The organism is Bacillus sp. BSL6 (assembly GCF_052928345.1).
This window is the reverse complement of the sequence record NZ_JAVGCW010000002.1, coordinates 438,322-464,219: the sequence shown is the minus strand read 5'-3', so window position 1 is coordinate 464,219 and position 25,898 is coordinate 438,322. Positions and strand designations below refer to the sequence as shown.

Here is a 25,898-nt window from a genome sequence, read left to right as displayed (position 1 = left end):
GAGAATGAAATGTCCGGCATGTCATACGGAAAATACAGCAGAGGCAAAGTTTTGCGGGAATTGTGGACATTCGTTAACGGAGGGGGCAGTAGCGAGTAGTTCACAGGAAGAAGGTGAGCAACAAGTACGCGTAGCACAAGCGAAGGAAACTCGTCCGAATGAAACGGTAGAGAAAGCGAAGCGATTTGCGAGTGGGTATTTTCAGTTTTTTAAACATGCTTTCAAAGCACCAACAGCGATTATGAAAAGCGGCAAGGTTGAAGTACGAAATGGAATTGTAAGTCTTGTTCTTATTTGTTTTTTAGGAGCATGTATTTTTTATAGAATGATGAGCACAGCAGCTGCTGTTACGAGAACATTTGCACCAGATATAACGACTCCTAATTTCTTTTGGGACTCTGTAACGGTCTTTTTATTTTTACTAATTTTAACTTTATTTGTCGGATTTATTATTTTTGTAAGTGGAAAGATGATGAAATCTTCATTTTCATTTCTTGAAGTATTCGGTGTGTGGGGAACGATAGCGACGCCAGCTATTGCTATATTAGTTCTTTCTTTTCTGTTTAGCTTTTTATTAATCTTTTTCTTACCAATCTTATTAGGGCTGGCTACAACGTATATGTCAATTAGTATAATTGTCGCTATAGTAAAGCTAGATAACGGCGGATTAGACCTTATTTATACACTTCTTATCGCAAATGTTTTAATTGGAATTGCAACATTCATTGTACTGTGGTCTTACATTAGCACGATAATTCAAACCTTTACACAGGGATTCACTGGCTTCTAACGAAAAGGTGGATGAATGTATGTACAAAGTGTGGCATTCATTTTGCAGACGGTGTTCAATTTTGTCAAAACCTCAGTATGTATATAATGGCTTCATCTTTCTTGATAGTGATATCCGAAAATTAACGAGTGGGGACTTAACATACTTATCGAAAGAACAATTGAAAATAGAGAGAAACGAAATATACGCAAGGCATGGACATATTTTTCAAAGCAGTCTTGGTATAGAGAAAACAAGTATTATACAGGAAAGCTAACGGATATTGAATCTTATAATGTTGAACTCATTAAATCAAGAGAATAAACACGATAAAAAGGTACAGTGCATAACTGTACCTTTTTATCGTTATTTATCTGAACCAGGATCCCTTGAGAAAAAGATGTGAAAGAGAAATGTGACTTTACTGGATCCTCCTGATGTACTAGCCTGTATATGTGATAAAGGACCAGACGTTAGGGCTGCCTCGGAATGGGGTGGTACGACTATTTTGAGCGCATGATCTGATTCTGGTGAAGCAATAACAGTAATTGTATCATCAGAGAAGTTTATAATTTTAACAGAACCGACTGGAAAGATGGACTTGCCAGCATGTGATGCTGAAGCGAATTGGGTAGCTTTCCAAATATCTTGCGCAAATGTATCATCGTTAGATAACCAAGCACGAGCGCTATATATTGTTGCATTAATGGAAAATTCTTGGTCAAGTGAGACGGCGGGTTTCGGTTCTTTTGGTTCTTGCGGTTCATCTGGAAGCTGGGCGAGAAGGCCGGCGCACATATATTTCACCTACTTTCAATAGTAACTGTTATAGCATATTAAACATGTTGTTTATAAGGCACGACAGTTACCTATTTAGGCATAGGTTTGTGCACTAAATTTGAAGATGAAATTCTCTTTCTTTACAATAGAAGTAGGTGTTATTTCTATAAAATATGGAAAACGTAAAGAGTATGTAAAAAAGAAGGAGTGGTAAAGTGAACTATGTCATTATTGGCGGAGATGCAGCTGGTATGAGTGCAGCGATGCAAATTGTTAGAAACGATGAAAATGCAAATGTTGTGACGTTAGAAAAAGGTGAAATTTATTCGTACGCGCAGTGTGGGTTACCATATGTCATTAGTGGTGCTATCGCTTCAACGGAAAAGTTAATCGCGCGTAATGTAAAGACGTTTCGTGAGAAATACGGAATTGATGCGAAAGTACGACATGAAGTAACGAAAGTAGATACGGAAAAGAAAATGGTATACGCAGAGCATACGAAGACGAAAGATGTCTTTGAATTTTCGTATGACCGTTTATTAATTGCGACCGGAGTACGTCCTGTTATGCCAGAATGGGAAGGGCGAGATTTACAAGGCGTTCATCTTTTAAAAACAATCCCAGATGCTGAGCGCATATTAAAAACGCTAGAAACGAATAAAGTTGAAGATGTAACTATTATTGGCGGCGGTGCAATTGGGCTTGAGATGGCAGAAACATTCGTTGAACTTGGTAAAAAAGTAAGAATGATTGAGCGAAATGATCATATTGGTACGATTTATGATGCGGATATGGCGGAGTATATACATAAAGAAGCAGATAAACATCATATTGAAATTTTAACGAATGAAAATGTAAAAGCGTTTAAAGGGAATGAACGAGTAGAAGCAGTTGAAACGGATAAAGGTACGTATAAAACGGATCTTGTTCTAGTATCTGTCGGAGTGAAGCCGAATACTGATTTTCTTGAAGGAACGAATATACGTACAAATCATAAAGGGGCAATCGAGGTAAATGCATATATGCAAACGAATGTGCAAGACGTATATGCAGCTGGTGATTGTGCGACACATTATCACGTTATAAAAGAAATTCATGATCATATTCCAATTGGAACAACTGCAAATAAACAAGGGCGACTTGCTGGACTGAATATGCTGAATAAACGAAGAGCTTTTAAAGGAACGTTGGGTACAGGCATTATTAAATTTATGAATTTGACGCTCGCAAGAACAGGCTTAAATGAAAAGGAAGCAAAAGGATTACATATCCCGTATAAAACAGTCAAAGTAGATTCCACAAATATGGCGGGCTATTATCCAAATGCGAAACCACTTTACTTGAAATTACTATACCGTTCTGACACGAAACAATTATTAGGTGGACAAGTAATTGGAGAAGAAGGTGTAGATAAACGGATTGATGTGATCGCAATGGCACTCTTCAATAAAATGAGCATTCACGATTTAGAAGATGTGGACTTAAGTTATGCACCACCATATAACAGCGTTTGGGATCCAATTCAGCAAGCGGCAAGACGAGCAGAATAGCACTTTTTAAGTGCTATTTTTTTCGTTAAAGGGTAATCATCATTTTTGTCGAATGAAGAGGGTTGGGAAATAGTTACATATAGGGAAGGGGGATCATTAAAAATGTTTATAACACTTCAAGCAGTTCAAGAATCAGAAAAAGAAATATTACGTAATTTGTACGCACTATATCTTCATGACCTCTCTACATTCACTCCGAATATAACGATTGGGGCAAATGGATTTTTTGAATACGAAGATTTACATATGTTTTGGGGAAATGATGGAATTACTCCGTATTTTATTAAAGGTGATAATGATATTGTAGGATTTTTATTGCTACTGGAACGTCCATTCTTAAAGAAGGAAAATGACTTTAGTATTCATGACATTTTCATATTGAATCAATACAAGGGAAAAGGAATCGGTAAACAAGTTATTAAGAATGTACTAAAAGAGAAACGAGGGCAATATTTCGTTATCGAACTTGTGAAAAATGTACCAGCCGTTTCTTTTTGGAAGAAAGTATATAGGGAGCTAAACATCGAATTTGATGAGAAAATACAGTTAATCGACGATGAAGAATGCCTCGTGCAAACGTTTAAAATACAATGAGATTGGTGCTCCTAGTATATTACTTTGAAATTTAACTTTATTTTGAATATACCGTTCACCCTTGAAAACATAGTACGTATCGCTTATATTGTCATATAGTATTTAGTTTTTAAACAAAGCAATGAACGAACCAGGGGGCACAGTATGGCAATTAACATGAAAACAATCGAAGAATGGATTGCTGAATCAAACGCAAGACATGAAGAAGACTTTGGAAACGTTGTTGAAGAGATGAAAGAAGTATGCATTGGACTTGATAATGCGACATTAATTTATACGAAAAATGTATTTTGTTTCGGTAAGAAAGTAGAAGTATTGTTCTTCTTCCAAGACCATGTCGTGATCGGACAAGAAAAAGACGAATATGTTGAGATTGAAAAATTAAAGTATGATGCTATTACAAATAGTAACTTAAAAACAAACGATAAAAATACAACGCTAGAATTAAAGTTTGCTAACGGACAATCTATCAATTTAGATAGTTTAAATGATAACTACGGTACGAAAAACTGGTTATTTGCGAGACAAATTAAAAGTATCTTTAAATTAATCTAGTAAAAAAGCACGCCGATAGCCGGCGTGCTTCTAAATACGCAAATCCCCTTTTAACCAATTCCGCGCTCGATAAGCTCCAACAGGAACTTGAATAAGTGACGTTTCATTTCCAGCATCTAGCCCGTATAACTGATCACATGAATTTGTATCAAAACTAAGTAAAGGATGCCCGCCCATCCCCATTGCGGTCGCTGCAAAAACGAGTTTGTGAACGAGCATACCTGCTTCCATTTGATGAATACGGTACCCTCTATAGCCTAATGCATTTGTATAGTAATCTTTCTTTCCGACTACATGTAAGCAAAGTGGTACTTGAAAAAGGTTTATGTTATCCATCGTCATACTAGATTGAAGGGGATAACGAAGGTCTCCGTACCGAATTGGCTGGATGGAATGAGTTTTACTGTTATAAGCGTAAGCACTGTTTTTTATATCTTTTACGTTATAGAAACACCCATATAATGAGACGCGCGCATTTTCATTTACATACTTACCATCAAGGTCGTTGGAATAAGGGAAGGAGAGACTCGCTTCTTGTAGTAAAGTAGCGAGCTCGGCCGCATCCCATTTCGTTAAAATAAAGTCAGCATCAGGGGAATACCGTTTTCTGCAAAGTTGTAAGAAATCATAAGATAAACGCTCTACTTTTGGCAGCTGTACAGCGTGCGCATGATGTTGATAGTGCTCTTCATGAGCTAGTGTTTGGAACTGTGCTGTCGATTCGATCATAGAAGCTTCATTTATTTTTGTTATCATCGGATACTCATTTACATGCTTTGAGCGAACGAAATGTTCATGTGCTAAAGGCGGAATTTGTTGTAATAGCTCATGAGAAGTAATTGTTTTATGTTCACGGTAATCATTGTGAAACCAATTAGATTGCGGTTCTGTACTGAAAGGAACGACAGCATACACGCTTTCTTCTCCTTCTGACAGTCCGAGTAAATGATTGATTGCACGGTCTAGAAACTGAAAATACACACCATTTGTGTAACCAAATTGTTTGGCACATTCCAGTAATTGGCCGATGAGAACACCGCTATCTAACCCTTGAAGCCGATACGAAAAGTTATTGTATTTAAAGTAGTTTTTCCAAAACATAGTGGATACGAATGCAGCGCCAAAACAAGATTGTATGTTACAACGATTGCCGAGTGCTTCTGTAAGGTAAGAATCGAAATTTCCTTCGCGAAGTAAGATAAGTCGGTGATGCGCGGCGTCGTAATGGTAAATGCCGTCTGGATAATCGTCAATTTTTAAATATATATATAATTCATTTGGATACAAAGCGCCGCCGGAAGGGATAGATCTTCGAAATAAAATTTTCTCGCTATTTAGCTGACATAACTGGGTTAAACCAAATGAACACCAAAGATAATGACCAATCTCTTTCAAAGTAGGTGTAGTAGAAGAGTTAGGTAAAGATAATGGGATTTCTAAAGAGAGAGGGATAATAGGTAAGTTTCGATATAATTTATAAGGAAGCGGTGCATCTTCCCAGTCTATTTCATGATTTGGCATAATTTCATCGATAGAGAAATGGAGATGATGTAAAAAAGTATCTAGTTGCATGAAATCCCCTCCTTTACTATGGAAACGGGTGCGGATGTGGATTTAATTGTTCAGTCGTTAAAGGTTCGTCTGTATATCCAAGTGTCATCGGTACGGTATACACTCGATCTAGCCCTGTAAGTCGAGTGAGATGGTGACCGAACGTCATCGGTAGCATGCCTGGAATAATGACTTTTACACAATGTAATCCGTTTTTTTCTATAAGAGGTACTGTTTGATTTACAACGATTACGTCAAGTCCAGATTGCTGCAGGCGGTTTAAAAGTTGATAAAGATCGGATGTTAAATCTAGATTAACTGATTGTAATGTATTCATTTCTTGGAACGATTGCACTGGTGCATCGTCACGTAAAAGGAAGTGAAGACGTTCTTCTGCTTCTTTCAATCCATACAGCATACTATGGTCTTCCATTTTATTTACGAGATAAGGGTCTTGTAAGCAATTTTCGTAGTGCTCTCTTTTTTGTTCGAGTTCATCGTCTGTTATAAGTAACATGCCTGCTATTTCGTGAATGGCACTCTTTAAAGCGCGGACTGGGTCCAAATGAGAGCCTCCAGCACAAACGACATTCATTCCATTTTCACGCGTATTTTTTGCAATTACCCATAAGCTCGGGATGCCGTGTTCCATCGTTGCGTTAAAAGCATGCAATTCATAACCAGTAATCGTGTACAGCCGCTGAATCATTAGTTGTAATTCTGTATCATGTGCTGAACTAAGATCAAGGCGGGGAAGAGGTAATTCAGCGTACCAAGTGAGCAAAAAGGCGTCACGCTCTACAATTTCTAAAATGCCGTGAAAAATTGCTTCTTCTAAACTACCACCAATGGCACAGCCATTTGATGTTTCATATACGTAAGCATCTCGATGACCGAGACTATAATAAGCGATTGATTCAGGAACTAAAATTGGACGGTTTTGTGACAAGGAATATCCCCATACCCAGTTTTGTTCATAGTCAGGGTCAAACGGTTTAAATGGAAAACCATCACGATTATAGTGTTCATTTGTATGTACACCGAGCGTAAGGGGATTTAGTGCATGATCCTCTAAATCATGAAAACTACCATGCACATTTGTCTTTTTCCCTCGAGGTGACATACCACAATAACGTTCTAAACCTTCTAAAATAGCAGTTGCTTCACTTATTGCAAATGAAAGAGTTCGGCCTGCAACCCCTTCATTTCCAAACATTAATGGCATGTTTATAATAACGTCAGCAAATGGTAATAAAGAATGCTGCATTTTTCCGTTCAACATACCGACTCGGTAATCTAAATAGTCCTTCGTTAAAAATGTGTTTAGTTCATGAATGGAACGACAGCGATATGTTGCATCATTTGTTTTTAAGCTCGGTTGTAATGAAATCAATGCTGCATCTGCTGTGTCATCAGGTAAATTACTACATACAGGGCAGAGCGGATCTGGAAGAAAAGAATGCCGCGTACATTGCAGTGTTTGTAAGTTTAGTAAAATGAGTTCATTTTCTAAAGAAGGATGATTATGAGTTAATATTTTCTCTGTTTCTGCGCAAATCAGATGGCACATTTGCAGAATGCCATTTTGGGTGGCACGTACATCACGCCTTGTTACGTTTTCTTCTTTTACCGCATATTTTCGTTGTAGCTCCCACATCTCTTTTTGATCAAATCCAGCGATAAAGCGTCGTCCATCGGCACAATGAGTACATCCTGCTGCAAGAGGATGAATATAAGGACCGATAATACCTTCACCAAATGAAGTAAAACCACGTAGCCACGGAATATGATTTGAACGGAAAATTAGCTCAGCGTCATGGTGAATAGTAGAAGGAGAGCCGTCGTGTAATACGAGAGCGAGTTCGATATTTTCAGGGAGTTCATCTGCAATTGTATGTTGGCGAATGATGGAATATTGTTTGCATAATTGATCATGTACATAGTCTGCAAGAAGGCTATCTCCTATAAGCAATATATTTTGAGTCATAGACCGTCCTCCTTTGCAATTAATACCCCGTACACACCATCTAAGTTTTCTTTCAAAAATGATTCAATCGCTAAATCAAACACGAATGGATAAAAATGATGTTCTTCTAAATGTTGCAAGGCAAGCTGTAATGATTGCACACCTGGAATTTCTTTTTCCGCTTGTATTTCCACTCTAAAAGAATCCGTATCATATAAAATAATAGATGATTCAGGCAAGATATTAGTTCTGTAAGGAGTCTCTTCATTTTGACTATGAAGAAGCGATAGTTGTAGTGCGTTTCGTAAGGCTAATGTCATATTAATATTAGATGCACCATACCATCGATCATTTATACCGACCCAAACGACTGGGAAGCTGAGAATCTCTTCACCCATTGCGATTTTAGGTGTTTCATGAATTGTAGCGAGGGCATCGTAATAATATCTACAATGTTTATCATGAATTTCGGTTAAGTCCACCGTCGTAATTTCTTCTAGCATATGTGATTGTCGTTCATACAGTTTGTGATTTAAATGTTGTTGTAATGCCCGGTATACACCCTCTGTCATCGTTTCTCCAGCGCCAATACCAATATCGTTATGTTCAGGGATAAGGCGGTGTATAATTTCTGCTACATAGGTTTCAATTCCTGTTAAACCAGCTTCTCGGCGCGCTTCGTTATGAGTCAAACCAGCGCAAGTCATAAGAGGCAGGAGGGAAGCTGGGCCATCTGATAGAGGTGTAGCTACTTGAATATTGCATTGTGATAATGGTAATTGATATAAATCTTCTTCATCCCATACGTGGAATATACCAGCTTCTTTAGAAGTTAATGAATTGAAAAAACGGAATAAATCAGTTGAAGTATGCTGGATAGACCGATGCTCAAGTTGTTCAGAAAGATTTTCTATCGTATCAATTGTAAAACTTTCATCAGTTGCGAGAGGATGTTTTATAAAGGGATGCCATGTTCCTTCGAGTGTTTCATAATTTAATAAAAAGAATTGAGGTTCTTTTTCTCGGTAAGAATCATTAGCAACGTGCTTAAATAATTCAAAAACGATTATATTTGCTAGCATTGCAGATGTAATAGGAGAGAAGGAGGCTGATGAATTTTCATTTTGTAAAGTCGTTTCATGTAGCCGATGCCATGCGGATTCCCAGCATTCTTCATGATTAGTTGTTACGACAGGACCAGCTAAACCAACTGTTGATAAACAGACAGCAGGTATGAAGTTCTTTCCTATTTCCTTGCAAATCGCATGAACTGCTCTTAGTCCTTCGATATCTCCATTTTGCGAAACGTATAAAATCCAGTCAAAAGGCTCGAACACTTCATGCAGGGGACGATCAATTGTTGTATCTATTTCTTGAACAAGTACAGCATCATCTACTTCATGCGCAAGTTCTACTAGCTCGTGAATACGGTCGTAATTCGTTTCTTCATAATCTGTCACAAGGTAATGAAAGGTAGGTAATCCGGATTCTAATAAAGAAGAAACTAAGGAAGTAAGCATATCTCCAGAGCCGATTATAAGTACATTTGCATTGCGGTACGTTTCGAATTTTAAAGCGCCTGAATGAGAATCTGCTTCTAGAAATTCAATTTGCGAAGCATATCTATCAAGTAATGCACTGTTTAATTCATGAGGTGCATCTTGACTTACATCACGGACAAACCCATTTGTATATAAAATCTCTCCAATTTCAAATACACGATTTTGATAGGGGAGAGGGAGACCATCCGTTATTTCTGCTAAAGAATAATTACCGTTAAACATTGGCATTAATTTTTCAATCCAGTTATAAATTCCGTCACCGTCCATACGAAATGAACTGGCGTTATTTCGAAAATAGACACCCCCGTTTGAGTCGGGGAGGAAGAAAGTATCTTTATTTGCTTTTAGTTTTGCATGTGCTGGAAGGTTACTCATTTTAATCCTCCTTACGTTTTAGGCATACATTATTACCTTATGTCATGCGATTTGTCCCGTATGAATGCAATAAAAAAAGCTGTAGAATGATATATTCTACAGCCTGTAATAGATTATGAATCTATCAACCTTCTAATAATAATGATTTTGGATCTTCAAGCATATCTTTAACAGCAACAAGGAAGCTAACTGCCTCTTTACCATCAACAATACGGTGATCGTAAGATAAAGCGATGTACATCATTGGGCGGTTTTCCATACGTTCGTTATCGATTGCAACTGGACGTACTTGGATTTTGTGCATTCCTAAAATACCAACTTGTGGGCTGTTTAGGATCGGTGTTGACATTAGAGAACCGAACACACCACCGTTTGTAATTGTAAATGTACCACCTTGTAGTTCTTTTAGTGAAAGTTTGTTATCACGTGCTTTTTTACCTAATTCACGAATTTCGCTTTCGATTTCAGCGAAGTTTAATTGGTTCGCATCGCGTACAACTGGAACAACTAATCCATCTGGAGCTGCTACTGCAATACCGATATCATAGAATTTTTTAATGATAAGCTCGTCGCCTTGAATTTCAGCATTTAATAATGGGAATTGTTTTAATGCTGCAACAACTGCTTTTGTGAAGAATGACATGAAACCAAGACGTACATCATGTTTTTTCTCGAAAGCGTCTTTACGCTCTTTACGTAATTCCATGATTGCAGTCATATCAACTTCGTTAAATGTTGTTAACATTGCAGATGTTTGTTGAACTTCTACAAGACGTTTTGCAATTGTTTGACGGCGGCGGGACATTTTCACGCGCTCAACTGGTTTTTCGAATTCAGTTTTTGCAACTGGAGCAGGAGCTGGACTTTTTGGAGCAGCTGGTGCTTCTTTTGGTGCTGCAGCATGAGCTTGTACATCGTGTGGTCTCACACGTCCAAGTGGATCTGTGCTACGTACATCGTTTAAGTCGATTCCTAATTCACGAGCCATTTTTCTAGCAGCTGGTGATGCGATAGGACGGTTTGTATTTGGTAAACCTTGTAAAGTTGCAGTTTGTTCAGCACTTGGTGCCGCAGCTTTTGGTGCTTCAGCTGTTTCTTGTTTCGGTTGCTCAGCCAACGGTGCAGGTGTACTTACTGCAACTGGTGCTCCGTTTGCGTCTAAAATTGCGATAGTTGCGCCAACTTCAACTGTATCCCCAGGTTCGCCTAGTAACTTCGATACAATACCTGAATCTTCTGCAATGATTTCTACATTGACTTTATCAGTTTCAAGCTCAACAACGCTGCCACCTTTCTCAACTTTGTCGCCTACGTTGATAAGCCATTGTGAGATAGTTCCTTCAGTAATAGATTCTGCAAGCTCAGGTACTTTAATTTCGATCATTTTAAATGTCCTCCCCTTATTTGCCTAACGGTGTGTTTTTTCTTCTTTTGTCTTCGGTAATCTCCATTTGTTAGCCTGACCTTGGGCAGAATATCTGCCCAAGGAACAAGCTAGAAATCTTCATTGTTACTTTTTAGTTGCTGAAAACTTCAATTTCTAGTTTATCTTGACGGAAGTTATACTTTACATCTAAAGCGTGTGCAACAATTAGTTCTTGCTCAGCTTTGTGAGCGAATGGATCGCCGCCAGATGGGCTAGAGCGATCTGGACGTCCGATGTAACCTGTTTTTACTTTATCTCCAGCTAGTTCGAACAGAATTGGAGCCATGTAATGCCATGCGCCCATATTACGAGGCTCTTCTTGAACCCAAATAATTTCTTCTAAGTTTTTAAAGCGTTTAATAATAGATTGAACTTTCTCAGCAGGGAATGGGTACAACTGTTCAATACGAACGATATGAATTTCATCTAAGTTGTACTCATGCTTACCAGACTCGATTTCTGCTGCTAAGTCAATCGCCATTTTACCTGTACTTAAAACAAGACGTTTTACTTTGTTTGGTTTCATGCCAAGGTTTTCTTGTTCTAAAGCAGGTTGGAAACGTCCTTCGCTTAACTGACTAGCAGTTGAAAGCGTAAGTGGGTGACGTAATAAACTTTTCGGCGTCATCAGTACTAATGGTCGAACAGCTTCTGTTCCTAAGATAGATGCTTGACGACGCAGGATATGGAAGTATTGTGCTGCACTCGTTAAGTTTGCAACTGTCCAGTTGTTCTCAGCAGCTAACTGTAAGAATCGCTCTGGACGTGCACTAGAGTGCTCTGGCCCTTGACCTTCATAACCGTGTGGTAATAGAAGAACTAAACCAGATTTTTGACCCCATTTTGCTCTTCCAGCTGAAACATATTGATCAAATAATGCTTGCGCAGTATTTGAGAAGTCACCATATTGCGCTTCCCACATAACAAGCGTTTCCGGAGCGAATACGTTATAACCATACTCGTAACCAACAACAGCAGCTTCTGATAACGGACTGTTATGAACAGAGAAGGAAGCGTTGATGTTTGGTAAGCGGTGTAATGGTGAATATGTTTCATTTGTATCAGTATCGTGTAATACGATGTGACGATGCGCGAATGTACCACGCTGTGAATCTTGCCCAGTTAAACGAATTGGCGTACCTTCTTGTAAAATAGAAGCGAATGCTAATGACTCAGCAAGTGCCCATTCAATTTTACCGTTCTCTTCAAGAGCATCTTTACGGCGCTCAAGAATTTTCTTCACTTTCGGATATACGTTAAAGCCTTCTGGCCAAGAGAGTAGACCTTCATTAATTGCACGAAGTGAGTCAAGCTCAACACCAGTATCAATTGGCTGAATACCTTTTGCAACAACATCTGGCACTTTAACGTGAATTGTTGCATCGCTCGTATCAGCTGGCGGTACTTGTGCATAGTCAGATTTTAATTGCTCTTGCGTAAACTGTGTAATTGTTTCAATTTCATCTGCATTTAGAACACCAGCAGCTTGTAATTGATCTGCATAAATTGCTCTTACAGTTGGGTGATTTTTAATCTTTTTGTACACTTGTGGTTGTGTAACTGCTGGATCATCCATTTCGTTATGACCGTAGCGGCGGTAACCAATTAAATCGATTAAGAAATCTTTTTTGAACAACATGCGATATTGAATCGCAAGGTTAGCAGCAGCAAGACAAGCTTCTGGATCATCAGCGTTCACGTGAACAATCGGAATATCGAAACCTTTTGCAAGGTCACTTGAATATTTCGTAGAACGAGAATCATAGCTATCAGTTGTAAAACCAACTGCATTGTTTGCAATAACATGAATTGTTCCGCCTGTTTGATACGCGTTCAATCTACTTAAGTTCAATGTCTCAGATACAATACCTTGACCAGGGAATGCAGCATCACCATGAACTAAAATTACGAATGATTTTGAAGTATCTTGTTCTGGAAGACCAGATTTTTTACGATTTTCTTGAGCCGCACGTGCGAAACCTTCTACAACAGGGTTAACGAACTCAAGGTGACTTGGGTTATTTGCTAATGTAACGCGAGTGCTAACTTCTTCGTTACTAACGACTTGTTCTCTACCTAAATGGTATTTTACATCGCCAGTCCAACCAGAGTTTGCTACTGCGCCTTCTATTTTTGCATGTTTGAACTCAGCAAACATGTGACTATATGGTTTTTCTAATACGTGTGCAAGTACGCTTAGACGACCGCGGTGAGCCATACCAATCATGACATCTTCTACGCCGTTCTTTGCACCTTCTAGCACAATTTCATCTAGAACAGGTACAAGCATATCAACGCCCTCGATAGAGAAACGCTTTTGCCCAACGAATGTTTTATGCAAGAATTGCTCGAAACCTTCAACAGCTGTCAAACGTTTTAAAAGAGCAGTTCGTTTTTTATTTGATAGTGGTTGACGCAATGAATTTGATTCCACCATTTGATGCAACCACGCGCGTTCTTCACTATCTTGTATATGAGAAAATTCATAAGCTAAAGATTGTGTATACACTTCTTTTAATCTATGAATTACATCAAGTGCAGTGTGAATACCTTCTGGTGCATCTTGCCATACTGTTTTAGCTGGAATCGCTTTCAAATCAGCATCGCTTAGTTCGTTCATTGCTTTTTCAAGAAGAGATTGTCCATTTGCAGCATCCTCCATCGGGTTGATGTGAGCCAACGTATGCCCGAAAGAACGAATCTGTTCAACAAGCTGAACGACTTTAAGAATCTTTTCGATGTTACCTGTGTTTTGAGGAGAAAAATGTGTTGCTGTGTTGTCCCCTGTTACGACATCATCTTGAAACGAAGGAGCTCCAAAAATTTCAAAAAGCTCTTGTAATTCCGGATCAACAGAACCTGCTCCAGTTACGTAAAGATCATACTGTTCAATAACATAACCAAGGTTCGGACCGTGGAACTTGGCCCAAGGGTTTGTCGTTGTATTCTTCCTCGTCATTTGTTTAAACCTCCCAATGCATATAATCCTTTTTCCATACAAAAAGGTGCATTTTGCTCTTTTCAATAATTGATGAACCAATAATCAATGTAAATGTTTTTCTTTACTCTTATGTTATTACAATAATTTACATAATACCAAACACTATTACTTATCTGTTTTGTAAAAAAACATTCACAATAACTTATCACCCAAGTTAATCTTTCATGTTATAAAGTAATTTTACAGAAAAATAGGGTGGATATATTTGGTATACCTATACGAATAACTAAAATTGTTGCATGTAAATATAAGTATAATAGTTAGAATGTTTCGATAAAAATAAGTTCGAATTATGTATATTGAAATAATAAGCGCTTTCATTGATATTATACAACAATATAACGGAATATAGTATAAAAAATAAAAAATTATGAATTTATCGTAAACTTTATTTAGATAGTGTTAAATATTGAAAGGAAAATGAAGGATTTCTACAAAAAAAGTTGCTAAACATAAAAAATGCTTTATAAACAGTTAGTTTCTATAAATATGACGAAAAACACCGTAAAACCAATAACACATTTCGCCGAATAAAGGGATAAATGAAATATTTTAAAAGGATAAAACAAATATGGAGATATTAAATTTTAAAAAAAGAGAGGAGGAGATATAGTAACTGTTAGTTACAGTGTTCCGTATTTTGTTTCAAAATAGACGTGCTGAAATTAAAAAGTTTCTTCTATATAAATAGAACGAAAAATAAACAAAACGGATGTAAAGGAAACTTGACGTAAAGTTTCCTTTACGTATATACTCGTTATAAGGAAGGAGGGAGAAATTTCCTTGGAAAATAAAATGGTCGAATATCGAAAAAAATTTGGACTATCTCAAGAAAAATTGGCTGAGAAACTCGGCGTTTCCAGACAAACCATCATTTCAATTGAAAAGGGAAAATATGATCCATCACTTCCGTTAGCATTTGAAATCGCGAAAACATTTCAGACAACGATAGAACATGTATTTATTTATGAAGGAAAAGAAGGGGAGGAATAAAGATGAACTATTCACAAAAGTACTTCGTTATCATGGGAATTATTTTTCTATTCATGAGTGGATTTATGATATTAACAGGTATAATGACGCATTCCGCACCGCCAGAAGCAACTTATCCATTACTTGGTATGATGATTATGTGTTTTTGCCTAAGTTACCTACACCCACAATTTAAAGAAAAAGACGAACGAATGAAACTCATTCGTTATAAAGGAATGTTCGTGACCTTTTTTGCATTAACAGCATATTATCTTCTTTTCTCTATCGGCTTAAACTTAAAAATACTTACACTATCTGCTACTGAACTATTGAATATACTTATGGCACTTACGATGAGTACCGTCTTTATCTCATTTGTTGTTTTGGCAAAAAGATATTAAGATGGAAGAGAGAAAGGAAGATTAACATATGCAAATGATGTATGCTTTTGGCATTGGGCTTGTATTATTTTTAGCCGTATTCTTATTTATTCGTAAAGACGTGCAAGGTGGGACGTTAACGAAAAGAGGCTTTTATAAAATGATCGGCTGTTTAGTTGTTATGTTTATAGCGATTATCGTAATGATCGTTTTAATAAATCAATCACTATAGAATGAACCTTACTTGAGTAAGGTTTTTCTTTTTTGTATAAAATCCGAAAATCCCCACTAAATCCATTTGCTACATATAATTGATATTATATAATTTGATAAAATGATAGATAGGGAGCATAGTATATGAATAAAAAAACTATCTTCTTTTTTATCCTTTTCGGCAATTCATCTCCATCTGAGATTTGTGTTACGGGTGAAGCACAACAATTCAGGTGGAGATGAATTGCCGTCAGCAGGTAGACGAAACAATTTTGTTTCTTTTGTCTTACGATATAATCTGCTCTAGATGAGGAGGGGATATATTGTAGGACAACGAAATTAGATAATCATAATCATTCGGCTGCTTGAACCAAAAGAAATTAAGATGAAGAACATGTTCACATTTTGTTCCGTTCTAAATATTGATTTGTCAAAAGTAATTAACAGTTACAAAATTATTTCTTTCCTAAGAAAAAACACGATCTTAGGAAAGAAATAATTTTAATGAACTTTCTGAGAAAGGTGGTGAAAACAATGGCTAGAAAGAAAGCAGTGAAAGTATTACGGAGACAAAAGAAAAGAGAAACCATGCAACGATTCACGCAGAAACAGAATATCGGACGAGCTTGCCTTACTGCAAAAGAATTTCGCTTACTGCAACGTATGTCACATAGTTCAAAAGCGTTGCGAAATGTCGGATTGTACACGATTAAACAAAGTTACTTGAACTATAACAAGATGGCTACTGTAAAAGAAGTGGACACTGCCATGCAAGCTGATTTGAATTACTCGGGCGTTCAATCAAACTCTGTTCAAGCGATTCGTAGAGCCTTATTTACAGAAGTGAAGAGCTTTTTTAAAGCGTTGGAACAGTGGAAGAAAAAACCTAAAACCTTCACAGGTCGTCCTAAGTTTCCGAATTATTCTCGTTCAACGGATAAACGAATCATTGAAATCTATCAAATTCCAAAAGTGGATGATAACGGGTATTGGATGATTCCGATGAATGTTGCATTTAGAAAAAAATTCGGTTCCATTAAAATACGTATGCCGAAAAACGTAAGGCATAAAAAAATCTCCTACATTGAGATTGTACCGAAGCAAAAAGGTCGGTTCTTTGAGGTGCATTATACATATGAAATGCACGTTTCTCAAATGAAGAAACCATCCACGACTACGAGTAACGCTTTGAGTTGCGATTTAGGTGTAGATAGATTAGTAAGTTGTGTAACCAATACAGGCGATGCATTTTTAATTGATGGAAAAAAATTAAAATCTATTAACCAGTACTTCAACAAAATGATACGTAATCTGCAACGGAAAAATATAGAAAACGGGCTTTCAAAACGCGTTGTAACGAATAAAATTGCTGCACTTTGGCATAAACGGGAAAGACAAATCAATGGTTACATTTCACAAACGGTAGGCTTATTGTTCAAAAAAGTGAAAGCATTCGATATAGATACGATTGTCGTAGGGTATAACGCGGGTTGGAAACAAAAATCTGATATGGGAAAAAAGAATAATCAAACATTTGTTCAAATCCCATTTCATAAACTGATGGCAGCAATTGAGAATAAGTGTGTAAAAGAAGGTATACAATTTTTAAAACAAGAAGAAAGCTATACTTCAAAAGCTAGTTTTCTTGATAAAGATCCAGTTCCAGTTTGGTCTAAGGAAGATAGGACGCATTATCGCTTTAGTGGCAAACGAATTACTCGTGGTCTGTATCAAAGTAAAGCAGGAACATGCATCCACGCTGATATTAATGGTGCGCTGAATACATTGCAAAAATCAAAAGTTATAGAATTGGACGACAATCTCAAGGTAAAAACGCCGATTCTATTAGGAGTGCAAAAACGTAAGGCTGTTGCTTCGCGCATAGCTTAGTGGGTGTGTCAACCATCCATGTGTACTCGACTTGTCGGGGCTTGTAGCACACGCCAGATTCATCTGAGTGGTGGCTTCTTCTGCAAGGAAGAACTGCTCTTTTGCGAAAGGGTGGTGCAAGTGGGAAAACAATCGTTCTTTGTCAGTACCAACCAAAAACATACTTGGGGTGTTACCGTAGGGTAGCATGAATGCTAGAGCGTCAAACGGTCTAGTGATAGACCGAAAAGACCTAGCATTCAAACTCAAGCCCCCACTGAAACGTTTTATCTCAGTGGGGAGAGTTGACTAACATGTCTACTACTTATAGCTAGTATTACTTATATAATATGTAACAAACGCCAACCAGTGCCACCTATGTTAGTATGGGAGGGTCAGGAATACTATGTAACGCATGAACCTGCCGAAGCTGAAAAAGTTGGACAAAGGCTCGGAGAAGTAACGAAGAAAATCGAAACGAGTAAAAAATCTACTAAAAACAGTGAATCCAACATATTACAAGAAAAAACAAAAGTATTCACAATGGTAGAAGAAGAAAAAAATCCTCACTCACCTTTAATCATAAAGGAGCCTTATAGTGACGAATATAGAGTAGCAAGACCGAGGTTCCAAGTACTATAAAGTGAAAAGGAGACTCATATGCAGACAGTAACCTCATATCCATAGTCGTTAAGAAAAATGTTTGTTTTTTTCCTTTGCTTCATCCTTCCGCCAATCGGTGCAATTTACATTGTAATGAATAGGGGGGCACTACAAAAGAGAGACTTTATTTTATACGTATTATTTGCTGCTATTAATATATCGCTTTGGGTGTCACTTATAATTTTGGACCGGAGCATGTGGATGGTAGCGGGGCATTATGTGCTTGGAGCAATTGTTATTGTATTTTCGAATATGAATAAGAGATAAGCCAGCAATCTTAAAGTTGCTGGTTTTTATTTTGCTATTTATAATGAAGAAACAAATTTTTAATAGAGAGTAGTGGGCGTTATGAGATGGAAAGCAGGAACGTTTGAAAAAATAGAAAAGAATGACTCATATAAATGCTATACTAAAAAATGTTTGTAATGTAAGTTTCATACTATTGTATACTGCTGACTTACTAGAAAAGATAAGAGGAGAATGAACGTGAAAAAGATACAGAAATTATTGCTGTTAATGATGGTAGTAGGATTAACAGTCGGTGTTTTAGCAGGATGTGCAAATCCGAAAGATACGACAGAAGAATTTTTAACTGCGATACAAAAAGGTGATGTAGAAAAGGCTCGTACATTTGTTGAGAGTGACAAAGAATTTAATAAACTAAATGAAAAAACAGATGATGCGGAAGCGAAAGCAATGCTGAGCGCCATTACGAAAAACTTTAAATTTGAAAAGCTAGAAGAAGTATCGAAAAAGGATGACAAATCAGAAGTGCAAGTGGAAATTACATCTGCTGATCTATCCGTTGCTGTAACAAAAGCAGTGGGAGAAGTTATGCCAATGGCCTTTGCTAGCGCATTTAGCGAAGACAAAGAACAATCTGAAAAAGCAATCGAAAAAACAATGACATCAGCGATCATCAAACATTTATCAGATAAAGATGCAATCATGGCAACTCGCAAAGTTACATTGAACTTAAAGAAAAATAAAGATGGCGACTATAAAATCGTTGCAGATGATAACTTGAAAGAAGTATTGTTTGCTAATGCGAAGTCTTTGGAGAAGATGTTTGGTGGGAAGTGATTGATTTAGATAAAAAAGAGAAGCCATATCACGTAGAAAGTTGATATGGTTTCTCTTTTTTTATGACCCCGGAGAGGCTCGAACTCACGACCTCCACCCTGTCAAGGTGGAGGGCTCCCTGCTGAGCTACGGGAGAAATGTTGATATAAAGGCATTTTTACGAGTTTATATAAATGGAATTCTATTAAAAATGCAATGGTTATTGTAAGTTCTGTGACCATTTGTGACCACAAAATTATGTTCTTAACTGTCGGTATAATGGTAAAGGGAATGGGGTGACTCATTCCCTTTTTGCGTAGAGGGGGGCTATTTTCCACATTTTCTATCCCTCTTATCAGAGAAGGGATACATAGCACATATATCCACACCAATGTCATGTTTGAAACACCGATACGAGACGGGTATCTGATGTTTTTTGTTCAATACAAACATTTCATCCGCAAGTATTTATAATATGAATCTCGAAGCGTATATGCCTACTCAGTTTGTATCTGGAAGTTTCTATTTTGCTTGTGGAAAACAAGTAAAGTTACAATGGGGGTTTTTACCAACAAATTAACCTAAGTAATTTGTAATGAAAATGTAACAATTGGTCGAATTATGCTCAATCCTTTGATGTTGCAGGATTGAGAGCGTTTTACTGTGTAACTTCAACAGTAGAGGTTGAGCATGATATGATTAAGTTTGAAAACATTCTATGTATAAAAACATACATAAGTTTAATGAGGATGAAGTGGCACGTATTATTCGGGATGTGAAAGAGAAAATCTATTCCAATGTTCGTGATAAGCTCATTCTTACATTTTTGTTGATACAGATATTTGAGTTGGTGAATTATGTAATATCAAAAATGAAGATGTTACATACAAACAGATTAAAATATGCTACTTACCGAATGATTGCAGGCATTACTTCGCTCAAACACAGCTAAGCAATGGTGTTAATGGTACACACTAAGTTGACCCCTAGGGTACTTATTACTATGACATGAGTATGACTGCTAACTATCTCAGAGGTACGAAACAGGATGGCTATCTTGAAAAAGGGGAATTTGTCTTCACAATTGAAGTATATGAGACTTTGAAAACAAATTACCTTTGTAAGTAGGGTGTAAATAAATTTGGGAATAATGATGTGTTAGATTTGATAAGGAAGGAACAATAATCAGTGAGGGGATGTATGTATATTGGATTTGCAATTATTTGAAGAGATGAAAGAACGGTTAGGCGATGCTGTTAAAAATGGCACTGGTGATAAAGACAGATTCCATGTATATGCTTGGGAGGCTGGTATTGGAAAGAGTACACATGTAAATGACTCAATTATTGAGCATTACAATGAGTTTGCTTTTGAAGAAGGTGTCAAAAAGTTTCTTATTGTAAAGAAGTTTAAAAGTGATGTGTATGAAACGGTTGAAAGGTTGAAAAGTGATAGTTTATTGGATATGTATGGGAAGCATTCGATAATTGGATTAACATCTGAAAACGTTAAAGAGTATAGTGTAGAGGATATTAAAGCGTGTATGGTTTTGGTTATCACACATCAAAGATATATCGAAGCATGTTCAAAAGAACTTGCTGCATCATTTGGTGAAAGAGATACCCTAATTATAGATGAACAACTACAGTTTCCAATAACAAAATATGGGCGTGCAGAATACAATGACATGAGAAAAGATATACACTTATATGAAGGACAAGTTTTGTTTGATAAGTGTTTTTTACCTTTACTTAAGAAATTGGATAGTGTTTATAAATCAGGAGACTACAACAATATTGTTACCTTTAAAGATTCATTTGATAAAGAAACATTGAAAGATTTCAAAAAATGGGTGAAAGTGAACGGTAACGATTTACGGAAGAAAAAATATAAAGACATTATTGAGAAGATTGAACTTCTACAAAAAGATGAATCTAATGGACTTATCCATAACAATGCTTTGTATCTGATTGACCAGTCAAAGAAATTCCGAAAGCTAAAGAATAATATTATCTTAGATGCAAGTGCAGATATTACGCCACTATATAGACTGAAAAAGCAATTTAAGATTGTAGAAAATAGACTTTGTATTGACCATTCGAAATCAAATATGGGATATATGAAGGTGAATACGAGTAAGTCTAGTTTGAAGAAGAATTTAGAGGCAATTATACAGGATATACAAAACAGGTTGAGAAACTTTAATGACAGTGACAAAAGAGCGTTAGTAGTCAGTCACAAAGAAAATGCTAAAGAGTTGAATAATACACTTAAGAACACCCTCAAAAGGGGGATTTACTATCCAAATGAAGATGAAAATGAAGAAGTGATGAGCTATAAAGCAGCAACAGATTGGTACGGAAATATTGTTGGGAAAAATCTTTATAAAGATTATGATTTGTGTTTTATTGTTGGAACTAATAATATGCCTTTGCCAATATATCTATTGCAGTTTTATCAATATAGTACTGGAACAGACTTTAGTAAATTGCCAGATAAGATGGCATTAGAAGCAGGGAAATTTAAGATTGAAGAATTGGAAACTATTAGAAAAGCATTTGTTGCTTCAGACTTCTACCAAGCGGCAAGACGTATTCAACGTAACCAGAATCCTAAAGCAACATATATTCTGTATACATTTGATGAGGAAGTTATCGAGAAGTTTAATTCAAAGTTCAAAAATCTGATGGATGTTATAGAGCTAGAAAATATAAGCGTAATAGGAGCAAATACTTCTGCATTAGAAGATAAGGCAGAAAAGATACTTAAATATATCAATGATAAGTACGAAGTGGGTGAAATAGTCTTGAAGAAGGATGTTTCAGAAGCACTTGGAATCCCAAGTACTAATCTATCTCGATGTTGGAAGAGTAAGATTATCCAAAATATGGTTGGTAGAGAATTGATTGAGATTCGTCATAAAGAAATTGTGAAAAAGGGAGCTTTTGAAGCAGACGAGCAACTCGTCAATGCTTCTATATAAGAAAAATTGGTGACGAGAAGAGATGCTAGGTGAATAAAAGTTGAGTTTTATTAACAATATATGTGTGCGCTAGATAATTGAGCATCTTTCGCCGAGCGAAAGGTAGCTCAATATTCTTTTATAGCAGTAGAGCTTTAGCTCTACTGCTTTTTCTTATGCACAAGATTAATTTATTTCATCTATAGTTAAAAAATAGTAAGATAATACAAATTAAAAAGTCACCATTTAGGGTGCTATTCATCAAGCGTTAGCTAAAATTAAATTGCTTCCTTGAGTTGTTTGAATTCTATCAACAACCCTTCTGATAACAAAATTATCCAATTTCAAACATATACTTTGGATTTTATTCCTTGTTGCATTTTCATTATCGTTCATGTGTAATGCATCATTATATAATGGTTGAAGTAAGAAAAAATCCTCTGGTATATCTATATTTTGTTTTATGGCATAATTTAGCTTTTTAATCGTAGTATGAGTCTCAATATATTCTTTTTTTTGTATATCAGTGGGCAGCCAGTCGTATACTATTTTTTCAACTTTCACTCGTATTGCACATATTATTTTTAGAGGGTCGTATTTTTCGCCCCTTAGAAACTTCGCTATTTCATTATGTAACATCTCATAAAAGCGTGCAGTTTCATGGTATTCTGTATTATTAATCAGTGTTTTTTCTTCTTCAGATAACTGGATATTTTCAGGGTTATAATGTAGATAATATGTCTCAATGTTTTCTGCCAGCTCTTGATATAATACTTTGTTGCTTCTAATTTTCAAAAGATGCAACATAGTTGTATCGTTAATATAAGAGTAACTTTTTAAGTAATGAATTTTAGGTCTTTTAAAGTAATAGTTGTTAAAAAGTATAGGGTCTAAATGTGTTAATATTATTGGAAATAATACTTTACCCATTCTTTTATTCTCTTCAATCATCTGTGATAAGTAATATTGCACTATTAACATATTAGAACCATCCAGATAGTCGAAAATTTCATCTATGATTAAAATCCCTACTTTTTTCTTAAATTTCAATTTGAATTTTGATAGATGCGAAATAAAGCTTAATACATCTCTTTCACCATTAGACATTTTATTTGCTTCCAAAAAATTAATAACTAATTTATTTTTTGCTTCTTTTGTTTTTATTGCTCTTCCAGTGGTGTTAAACATGTCTAGTTTATAATCTAAATCTCTTCTATACATTAAGTAATCTAAATAAATTTTAGCTTTTATTATATCCCTCCCCGCCTTTTTTGCTACTTCGATAATTTGAATAACGGTTAATAATAAATCAATATCATTATTTTCGTTACTGAAAGGGAGGTTCTTGAATTCCTTTACAATTTTGAGTAATTCTGAGATTAATAGATTATCTTTAAGTAATTTTAAGTTTTCATCGGTTATTTGTTCTTTTATTTTTGTGGCTGACCCATTATCGGGTAGCTGTTCAAAGAAATGGTTAATAGCCATTTCGGGCTTTTTTTGAATTGAACATTTGCTAAGGAGTTCATAGTTATCACTAAGTAATTCTAGATTGTTTAAGGTTTTGAATACATTAGAAATGTTCAAAAAAACTTTTCCTTTTTCACCGTACTTCTCCTTAATTTCAGTGACTTTATACGGTATTTCTACTTTTGGAGGTATATTATCATAAAGCACTAAATCTTCAACATCTAATTTAGCTGATTTTGACGCAAACCGTCCCTTACCCAAACTACGAGAAGTGCTTTTCGCATATACAGGACTACTTATCACATATGTATCAATTAAGCTATTAATTTCATTTTTAGTTGTATTAGCAACAAGTATAGAACTATCATTATTTAACAAACATTCTATTTCTAAAGATGAAAGATTTTCCTCTTGACCTGCATATAAATCTTCTTTATTCAATTCAATTTTATTTGGTTTAAGTGCTTTAAAAGTTGTAGCGATAGTGCTTTTTCCAAAGCCATTAGGTGCAACAAATAAATTAGGGAAATTTGCATGTAATTCATTGAAGGATAGTTCAAATGAATTTTGACCTTTAACATTTTCTATTTTTATTCTTTGTATCTTGTTAATTTTTCTCATTCCTTTCTCCGTAAATGTAACATCATATAAAATTGAGGATTTAATACTATAGGCATAGGTTGCGTGATTGGTGAAAAATTTTATGTTTTAGTCTTTCCAGCAAATTGTTCTGAAGACTTTAAACATATCATTTTAATTAATAAGAATTTAATTTTTGCACCCTAATATATCATTAATATAGTTATTAGAACTAAGATGGAAAAGGGTAATACATATAATGGAGCTATTTTCCATATTTAAACAACTAAATTTCACCTCTCTTTTAATAAGTTAATTATAACGCAAGAGATAAAGTATAAACATGGAAAAAGCTGATGCGGCATAAAGTAAATACATCTATAGCCTTCAAAAAGTTTTCTATTATGTTTCATATATAGAATTAAACTTAAGGGGAATTGACAGTATTATATCGGTCGGTATCAATGAACAGGGGATTTCTTGAACTCTGGGTGAAGTTTTGAGGATAGAAAAGTCTTCGTAGATGCGGATAATTTCAGCTGTAATAATAGAAAAATCTGGTGAATTTAATTATTTGAATTATAATTGTTTTATATACGGAGGCGATTAAATTGTTGGAGAAGTACGATTATATTGAAACAATTATTACAGAATTAAAAGGTACAACAGATATAAATTTTCAAATAAAAATCGGAGAAGTCTTAAAAGTTTATTGTAAGTCGAAAAAATTAACATATGAAATGCCAAATTCTTCAGGTGGAGATGATAAAAATGATGGTTGGATTGTTGAGCTTAAAAGGTTCTATCAAATTTATTCTCCACAGCAATTAAGAGATTCTTTAAGAAAAGATATTCAAACAAAATTTACGGAAGATTTAGAGAAACTGTTAGAACTATTATATGTTAAAAGTAAATGGAACGGAGAAATTAAAGATTTTATTTTTATAGTTAATACGATAGATAGAAATCTTCCTCATGATAGTGAGAGATACTTTGAAAGGGAAAGACTGAGATTTGAAGATAAATATAATATTGTCTTTAATGCGGAATTAGTAAATGTTGACTACATAAGAGATTTATTAGAAGAGCTTAACGTAGACGAACTAAGGAGTCTAAGTGCCAGATTAAAAGTGAAATCAATTATTGATTATAATGCTATGAATTCTAAATTGTTCTATGAATTTATAGATGTATTAAATGAAGGTTTTCAAAATAAATTTAGAGGGAAAATAAAAACTAATAGCTCAGATTATAAGCGAATGTCATCACCTTCTAAAATAACGAAGAATGAATTAGATGATGTTGTAGATGAGATTGAAGATATAATGTTAGAATTGCATCTTTTAGAAGAGATAGTGAGTACAGTGTATCAAGATATCAATTACACTGATAAATTTGAGCGTGTTATTTCATATATTATTCAAGAATATGAAGAACTTTCTAAGGAGAATAAAGGAGTAGAACTTTATAAAAAAATTATCAACAATGTAATAGGATTTGCAGAGTATAAAAGAAGTTTTGAATTTCCAGCAAAAATGTTAGTGGTATATATATTTGATAAATGTGATATTTTCGAAAAAGAAGAAGTGAGTTGTTAAT

General features: G+C 35.6%; 20 protein-coding genes and 1 pseudogene. 14 read left to right on the top strand and 7 right to left on the bottom strand.

Going from position 1 to position 25,898, the window contains the following annotated elements:
• Positions 1–4 precede the first annotated feature (4 nt).
• A complete protein-coding gene (locus RCJ96_RS08595) occupies positions 5–790 on the top strand; it encodes a zinc ribbon domain-containing protein (protein ID WP_416504208.1) in 786 nt (261 codons plus the stop codon).
• 76 nt (positions 791–866) lie between these two features.
• A pseudogene (locus RCJ96_RS08590) lies at positions 867–1,093 on the top strand (YARHG domain-containing protein); the annotation flags it as partial.
• A 42-nt stretch (positions 1,094–1,135) separates the two neighbouring features.
• Here the strand turns inward: RCJ96_RS08590 and RCJ96_RS08585 are convergent.
• Positions 1,136–1,567, bottom strand: coding sequence for a hypothetical protein (locus RCJ96_RS08585; RefSeq protein ID WP_000332405.1), 432 nt, complete (start codon positions 1,565–1,567; stop codon positions 1,136–1,138).
• A 197-nt stretch (positions 1,568–1,764) separates the two neighbouring features.
• Between RCJ96_RS08585 and RCJ96_RS08580 the strand changes: the two genes are divergently transcribed.
• The 3 genes from RCJ96_RS08580 (at position 1,765) to RCJ96_RS08570 (ending at position 4,248) form a co-directional block, all read left to right on the top strand.
• On the top strand, positions 1,765–3,099 hold the full coding sequence (locus tag RCJ96_RS08580) for an FAD-dependent oxidoreductase (protein WP_416504207.1): 1,335 nt from the start codon (positions 1,765–1,767) through the stop codon (positions 3,097–3,099).
• A 102-nt stretch (positions 3,100–3,201) separates the two neighbouring features.
• Entirely contained in the window at positions 3,202–3,693 is a 492-nt protein-coding gene (locus tag RCJ96_RS08575) for a GNAT family N-acetyltransferase (RefSeq protein WP_416504206.1), read from the top strand.
• A 144-nt stretch (positions 3,694–3,837) separates the two neighbouring features.
• Positions 3,838–4,248 (top strand): DUF3908 family protein, encoded by a 411-nt coding sequence (locus RCJ96_RS08570; protein ID WP_416504205.1) that lies wholly within the window; start codon positions 3,838–3,840, stop codon positions 4,246–4,248.
• 30 nt (positions 4,249–4,278) lie between these two features.
• Here the strand turns inward: RCJ96_RS08570 and RCJ96_RS08565 are convergent, their stop codons facing one another.
• From RCJ96_RS08565 to odhA, 5 genes are all read right to left on the bottom strand, one after another.
• Positions 4,279–5,820: a SagB family peptide dehydrogenase gene (locus RCJ96_RS08565; protein ID WP_416504204.1), complete on the bottom strand. Its 1,542-nt coding sequence runs from the start codon at positions 5,818–5,820 to the stop codon at positions 4,279–4,281.
• A 16-nt stretch (positions 5,821–5,836) separates the two neighbouring features.
• Positions 5,837–7,786, bottom strand: coding sequence for a TOMM precursor leader peptide-binding protein (locus tag RCJ96_RS08560; protein ID WP_416504203.1), 1,950 nt, complete (start codon positions 7,784–7,786; stop codon positions 5,837–5,839).
• Complete coding sequence (locus RCJ96_RS08555; RefSeq protein ID WP_416504202.1) at positions 7,783–9,702, bottom strand: putative thiazole-containing bacteriocin maturation protein; 1,920 nt, start codon at positions 9,700–9,702, stop codon at positions 7,783–7,785. The genes RCJ96_RS08560 and RCJ96_RS08555 overlap by 4 nt, the downstream gene beginning before the upstream one ends.
• Positions 9,703–9,826: 124 nt before the next feature.
• Positions 9,827–11,086, bottom strand: coding sequence for a 2-oxoglutarate dehydrogenase complex dihydrolipoyllysine-residue succinyltransferase (odhB, locus tag RCJ96_RS08550; RefSeq protein ID WP_000569915.1), 1,260 nt, complete (start codon positions 11,084–11,086; stop codon positions 9,827–9,829).
• A gap of 133 nt (positions 11,087–11,219) precedes the next feature.
• Positions 11,220–14,087 (bottom strand): 2-oxoglutarate dehydrogenase E1 component, encoded by a 2,868-nt coding sequence (gene odhA / locus RCJ96_RS08545; protein ID WP_074609784.1) that lies wholly within the window; start codon positions 14,085–14,087, stop codon positions 11,220–11,222.
• Positions 14,088–14,912: 825 nt separating this feature from the next.
• Between odhA and RCJ96_RS08540 the strand changes: the two genes are divergently transcribed.
• The 8 genes from RCJ96_RS08540 (at position 14,913) to RCJ96_RS08505 (ending at position 22,271) form a co-directional block, all read left to right on the top strand.
• Positions 14,913–15,122 (top strand): helix-turn-helix transcriptional regulator, encoded by a 210-nt coding sequence (locus RCJ96_RS08540; protein ID WP_000428510.1) that lies wholly within the window; start codon positions 14,913–14,915, stop codon positions 15,120–15,122.
• A 2-nt stretch (positions 15,123–15,124) separates the two neighbouring features.
• Positions 15,125–15,502 (top strand): permease, encoded by a 378-nt coding sequence (locus RCJ96_RS08535; RefSeq protein ID WP_098265442.1) that lies wholly within the window; start codon positions 15,125–15,127, stop codon positions 15,500–15,502.
• A gap of 28 nt (positions 15,503–15,530) precedes the next feature.
• Positions 15,531–15,713, top strand: coding sequence for a DUF3976 domain-containing protein (locus RCJ96_RS08530; RefSeq protein WP_001178300.1), 183 nt, complete (start codon positions 15,531–15,533; stop codon positions 15,711–15,713).
• A gap of 515 nt (positions 15,714–16,228) precedes the next feature.
• Positions 16,229–17,584 (top strand): RNA-guided endonuclease TnpB family protein, encoded by a 1,356-nt coding sequence (locus RCJ96_RS08525; RefSeq protein WP_416504201.1) that lies wholly within the window; start codon positions 16,229–16,231, stop codon positions 17,582–17,584.
• A gap of 306 nt (positions 17,585–17,890) precedes the next feature.
• A complete protein-coding gene (locus tag RCJ96_RS08520; protein WP_074607994.1) occupies positions 17,891–18,205 on the top strand; it encodes a hypothetical protein in 315 nt (104 codons plus the stop codon).
• Between the two features lie 57 nt (positions 18,206–18,262).
• Positions 18,263–18,493, top strand: coding sequence for a hypothetical protein (locus RCJ96_RS08515; protein ID WP_074607992.1), 231 nt, complete (start codon positions 18,263–18,265; stop codon positions 18,491–18,493).
• A gap of 219 nt (positions 18,494–18,712) precedes the next feature.
• The gene (locus tag RCJ96_RS08510) at positions 18,713–19,309 is read left to right on the top strand and encodes a hypothetical protein (RefSeq protein ID WP_416504200.1); all 597 of its coding nucleotides are present in this window, start codon (positions 18,713–18,715) and stop codon (positions 19,307–19,309) included.
• Positions 19,310–20,495: 1,186 nt separating this feature from the next.
• Positions 20,496–22,271 carry a hypothetical protein gene (locus RCJ96_RS08505; protein WP_416504199.1) on the top strand — a complete coding sequence of 592 codons (1,776 nt, stop codon included), beginning with the start codon at positions 20,496–20,498 and terminating at the stop codon, positions 22,269–22,271.
• Positions 22,272–22,511: 240 nt separating this feature from the next.
• On the opposite strand, the gene RCJ96_RS08500 is transcribed toward RCJ96_RS08505, so the two are convergent.
• Entirely contained in the window at positions 22,512–24,341 is a 1,830-nt protein-coding gene (locus RCJ96_RS08500) for a hypothetical protein (RefSeq protein WP_416504198.1), read from the bottom strand.
• Between the two features lie 572 nt (positions 24,342–24,913).
• On the opposite strand from RCJ96_RS08500, the gene RCJ96_RS08495 reads away from it, so the two are divergent.
• Positions 24,914–25,897 (top strand): hypothetical protein, encoded by a 984-nt coding sequence (locus tag RCJ96_RS08495; RefSeq protein ID WP_416504197.1) that lies wholly within the window; start codon positions 24,914–24,916, stop codon positions 25,895–25,897.
• Position 25,898: the final 1 nt, after the last annotated feature.

Coding starts and splice junctions, on each gene's coding strand:
- RCJ96_RS08595 (WP_416504208.1), top strand. CDS start 5: ATGAAATGTCCGGCATGTCATACGGAAAATACAGCAGAGGCAAAGTTT.
- RCJ96_RS08585 (WP_000332405.1), bottom strand. CDS start 1,567: ATGTGCGCCGGCCTTCTCGCCCAGCTTCCAGATGAACCGCAAGAACCA.
- RCJ96_RS08575 (WP_416504206.1), top strand. CDS start 3,202: ATGTTTATAACACTTCAAGCAGTTCAAGAATCAGAAAAAGAAATATTA.
- RCJ96_RS08570 (WP_416504205.1), top strand. CDS start 3,838: ATGGCAATTAACATGAAAACAATCGAAGAATGGATTGCTGAATCAAAC.
- RCJ96_RS08565 (WP_416504204.1), bottom strand. CDS start 5,820: ATGCAACTAGATACTTTTTTACATCATCTCCATTTCTCTATCGATGAA.
- RCJ96_RS08560 (WP_416504203.1), bottom strand. CDS start 7,786: ATGACTCAAAATATATTGCTTATAGGAGATAGCCTTCTTGCAGACTAT.
- RCJ96_RS08555 (WP_416504202.1), bottom strand. CDS start 9,702: ATGAGTAACCTTCCAGCACATGCAAAACTAAAAGCAAATAAAGATACT.
- odhB (WP_000569915.1), bottom strand. CDS start 11,086: ATGATCGAAATTAAAGTACCTGAGCTTGCAGAATCTATTACTGAAGGA.
- odhA (WP_074609784.1), bottom strand. CDS start 14,087: ATGACGAGGAAGAATACAACGACAAACCCTTGGGCCAAGTTCCACGGT.
- RCJ96_RS08535 (WP_098265442.1), top strand. CDS start 15,125: ATGAACTATTCACAAAAGTACTTCGTTATCATGGGAATTATTTTTCTA.
- RCJ96_RS08530 (WP_001178300.1), top strand. CDS start 15,531: ATGCAAATGATGTATGCTTTTGGCATTGGGCTTGTATTATTTTTAGCC.
- RCJ96_RS08525 (WP_416504201.1), top strand. CDS start 16,229: ATGGCTAGAAAGAAAGCAGTGAAAGTATTACGGAGACAAAAGAAAAGA.
- RCJ96_RS08515 (WP_074607992.1), top strand. CDS start 18,263: ATGTTTGTTTTTTTCCTTTGCTTCATCCTTCCGCCAATCGGTGCAATT.
- RCJ96_RS08500 (WP_416504198.1), bottom strand. CDS start 24,341: ATGAGAAAAATTAACAAGATACAAAGAATAAAAATAGAAAATGTTAAA.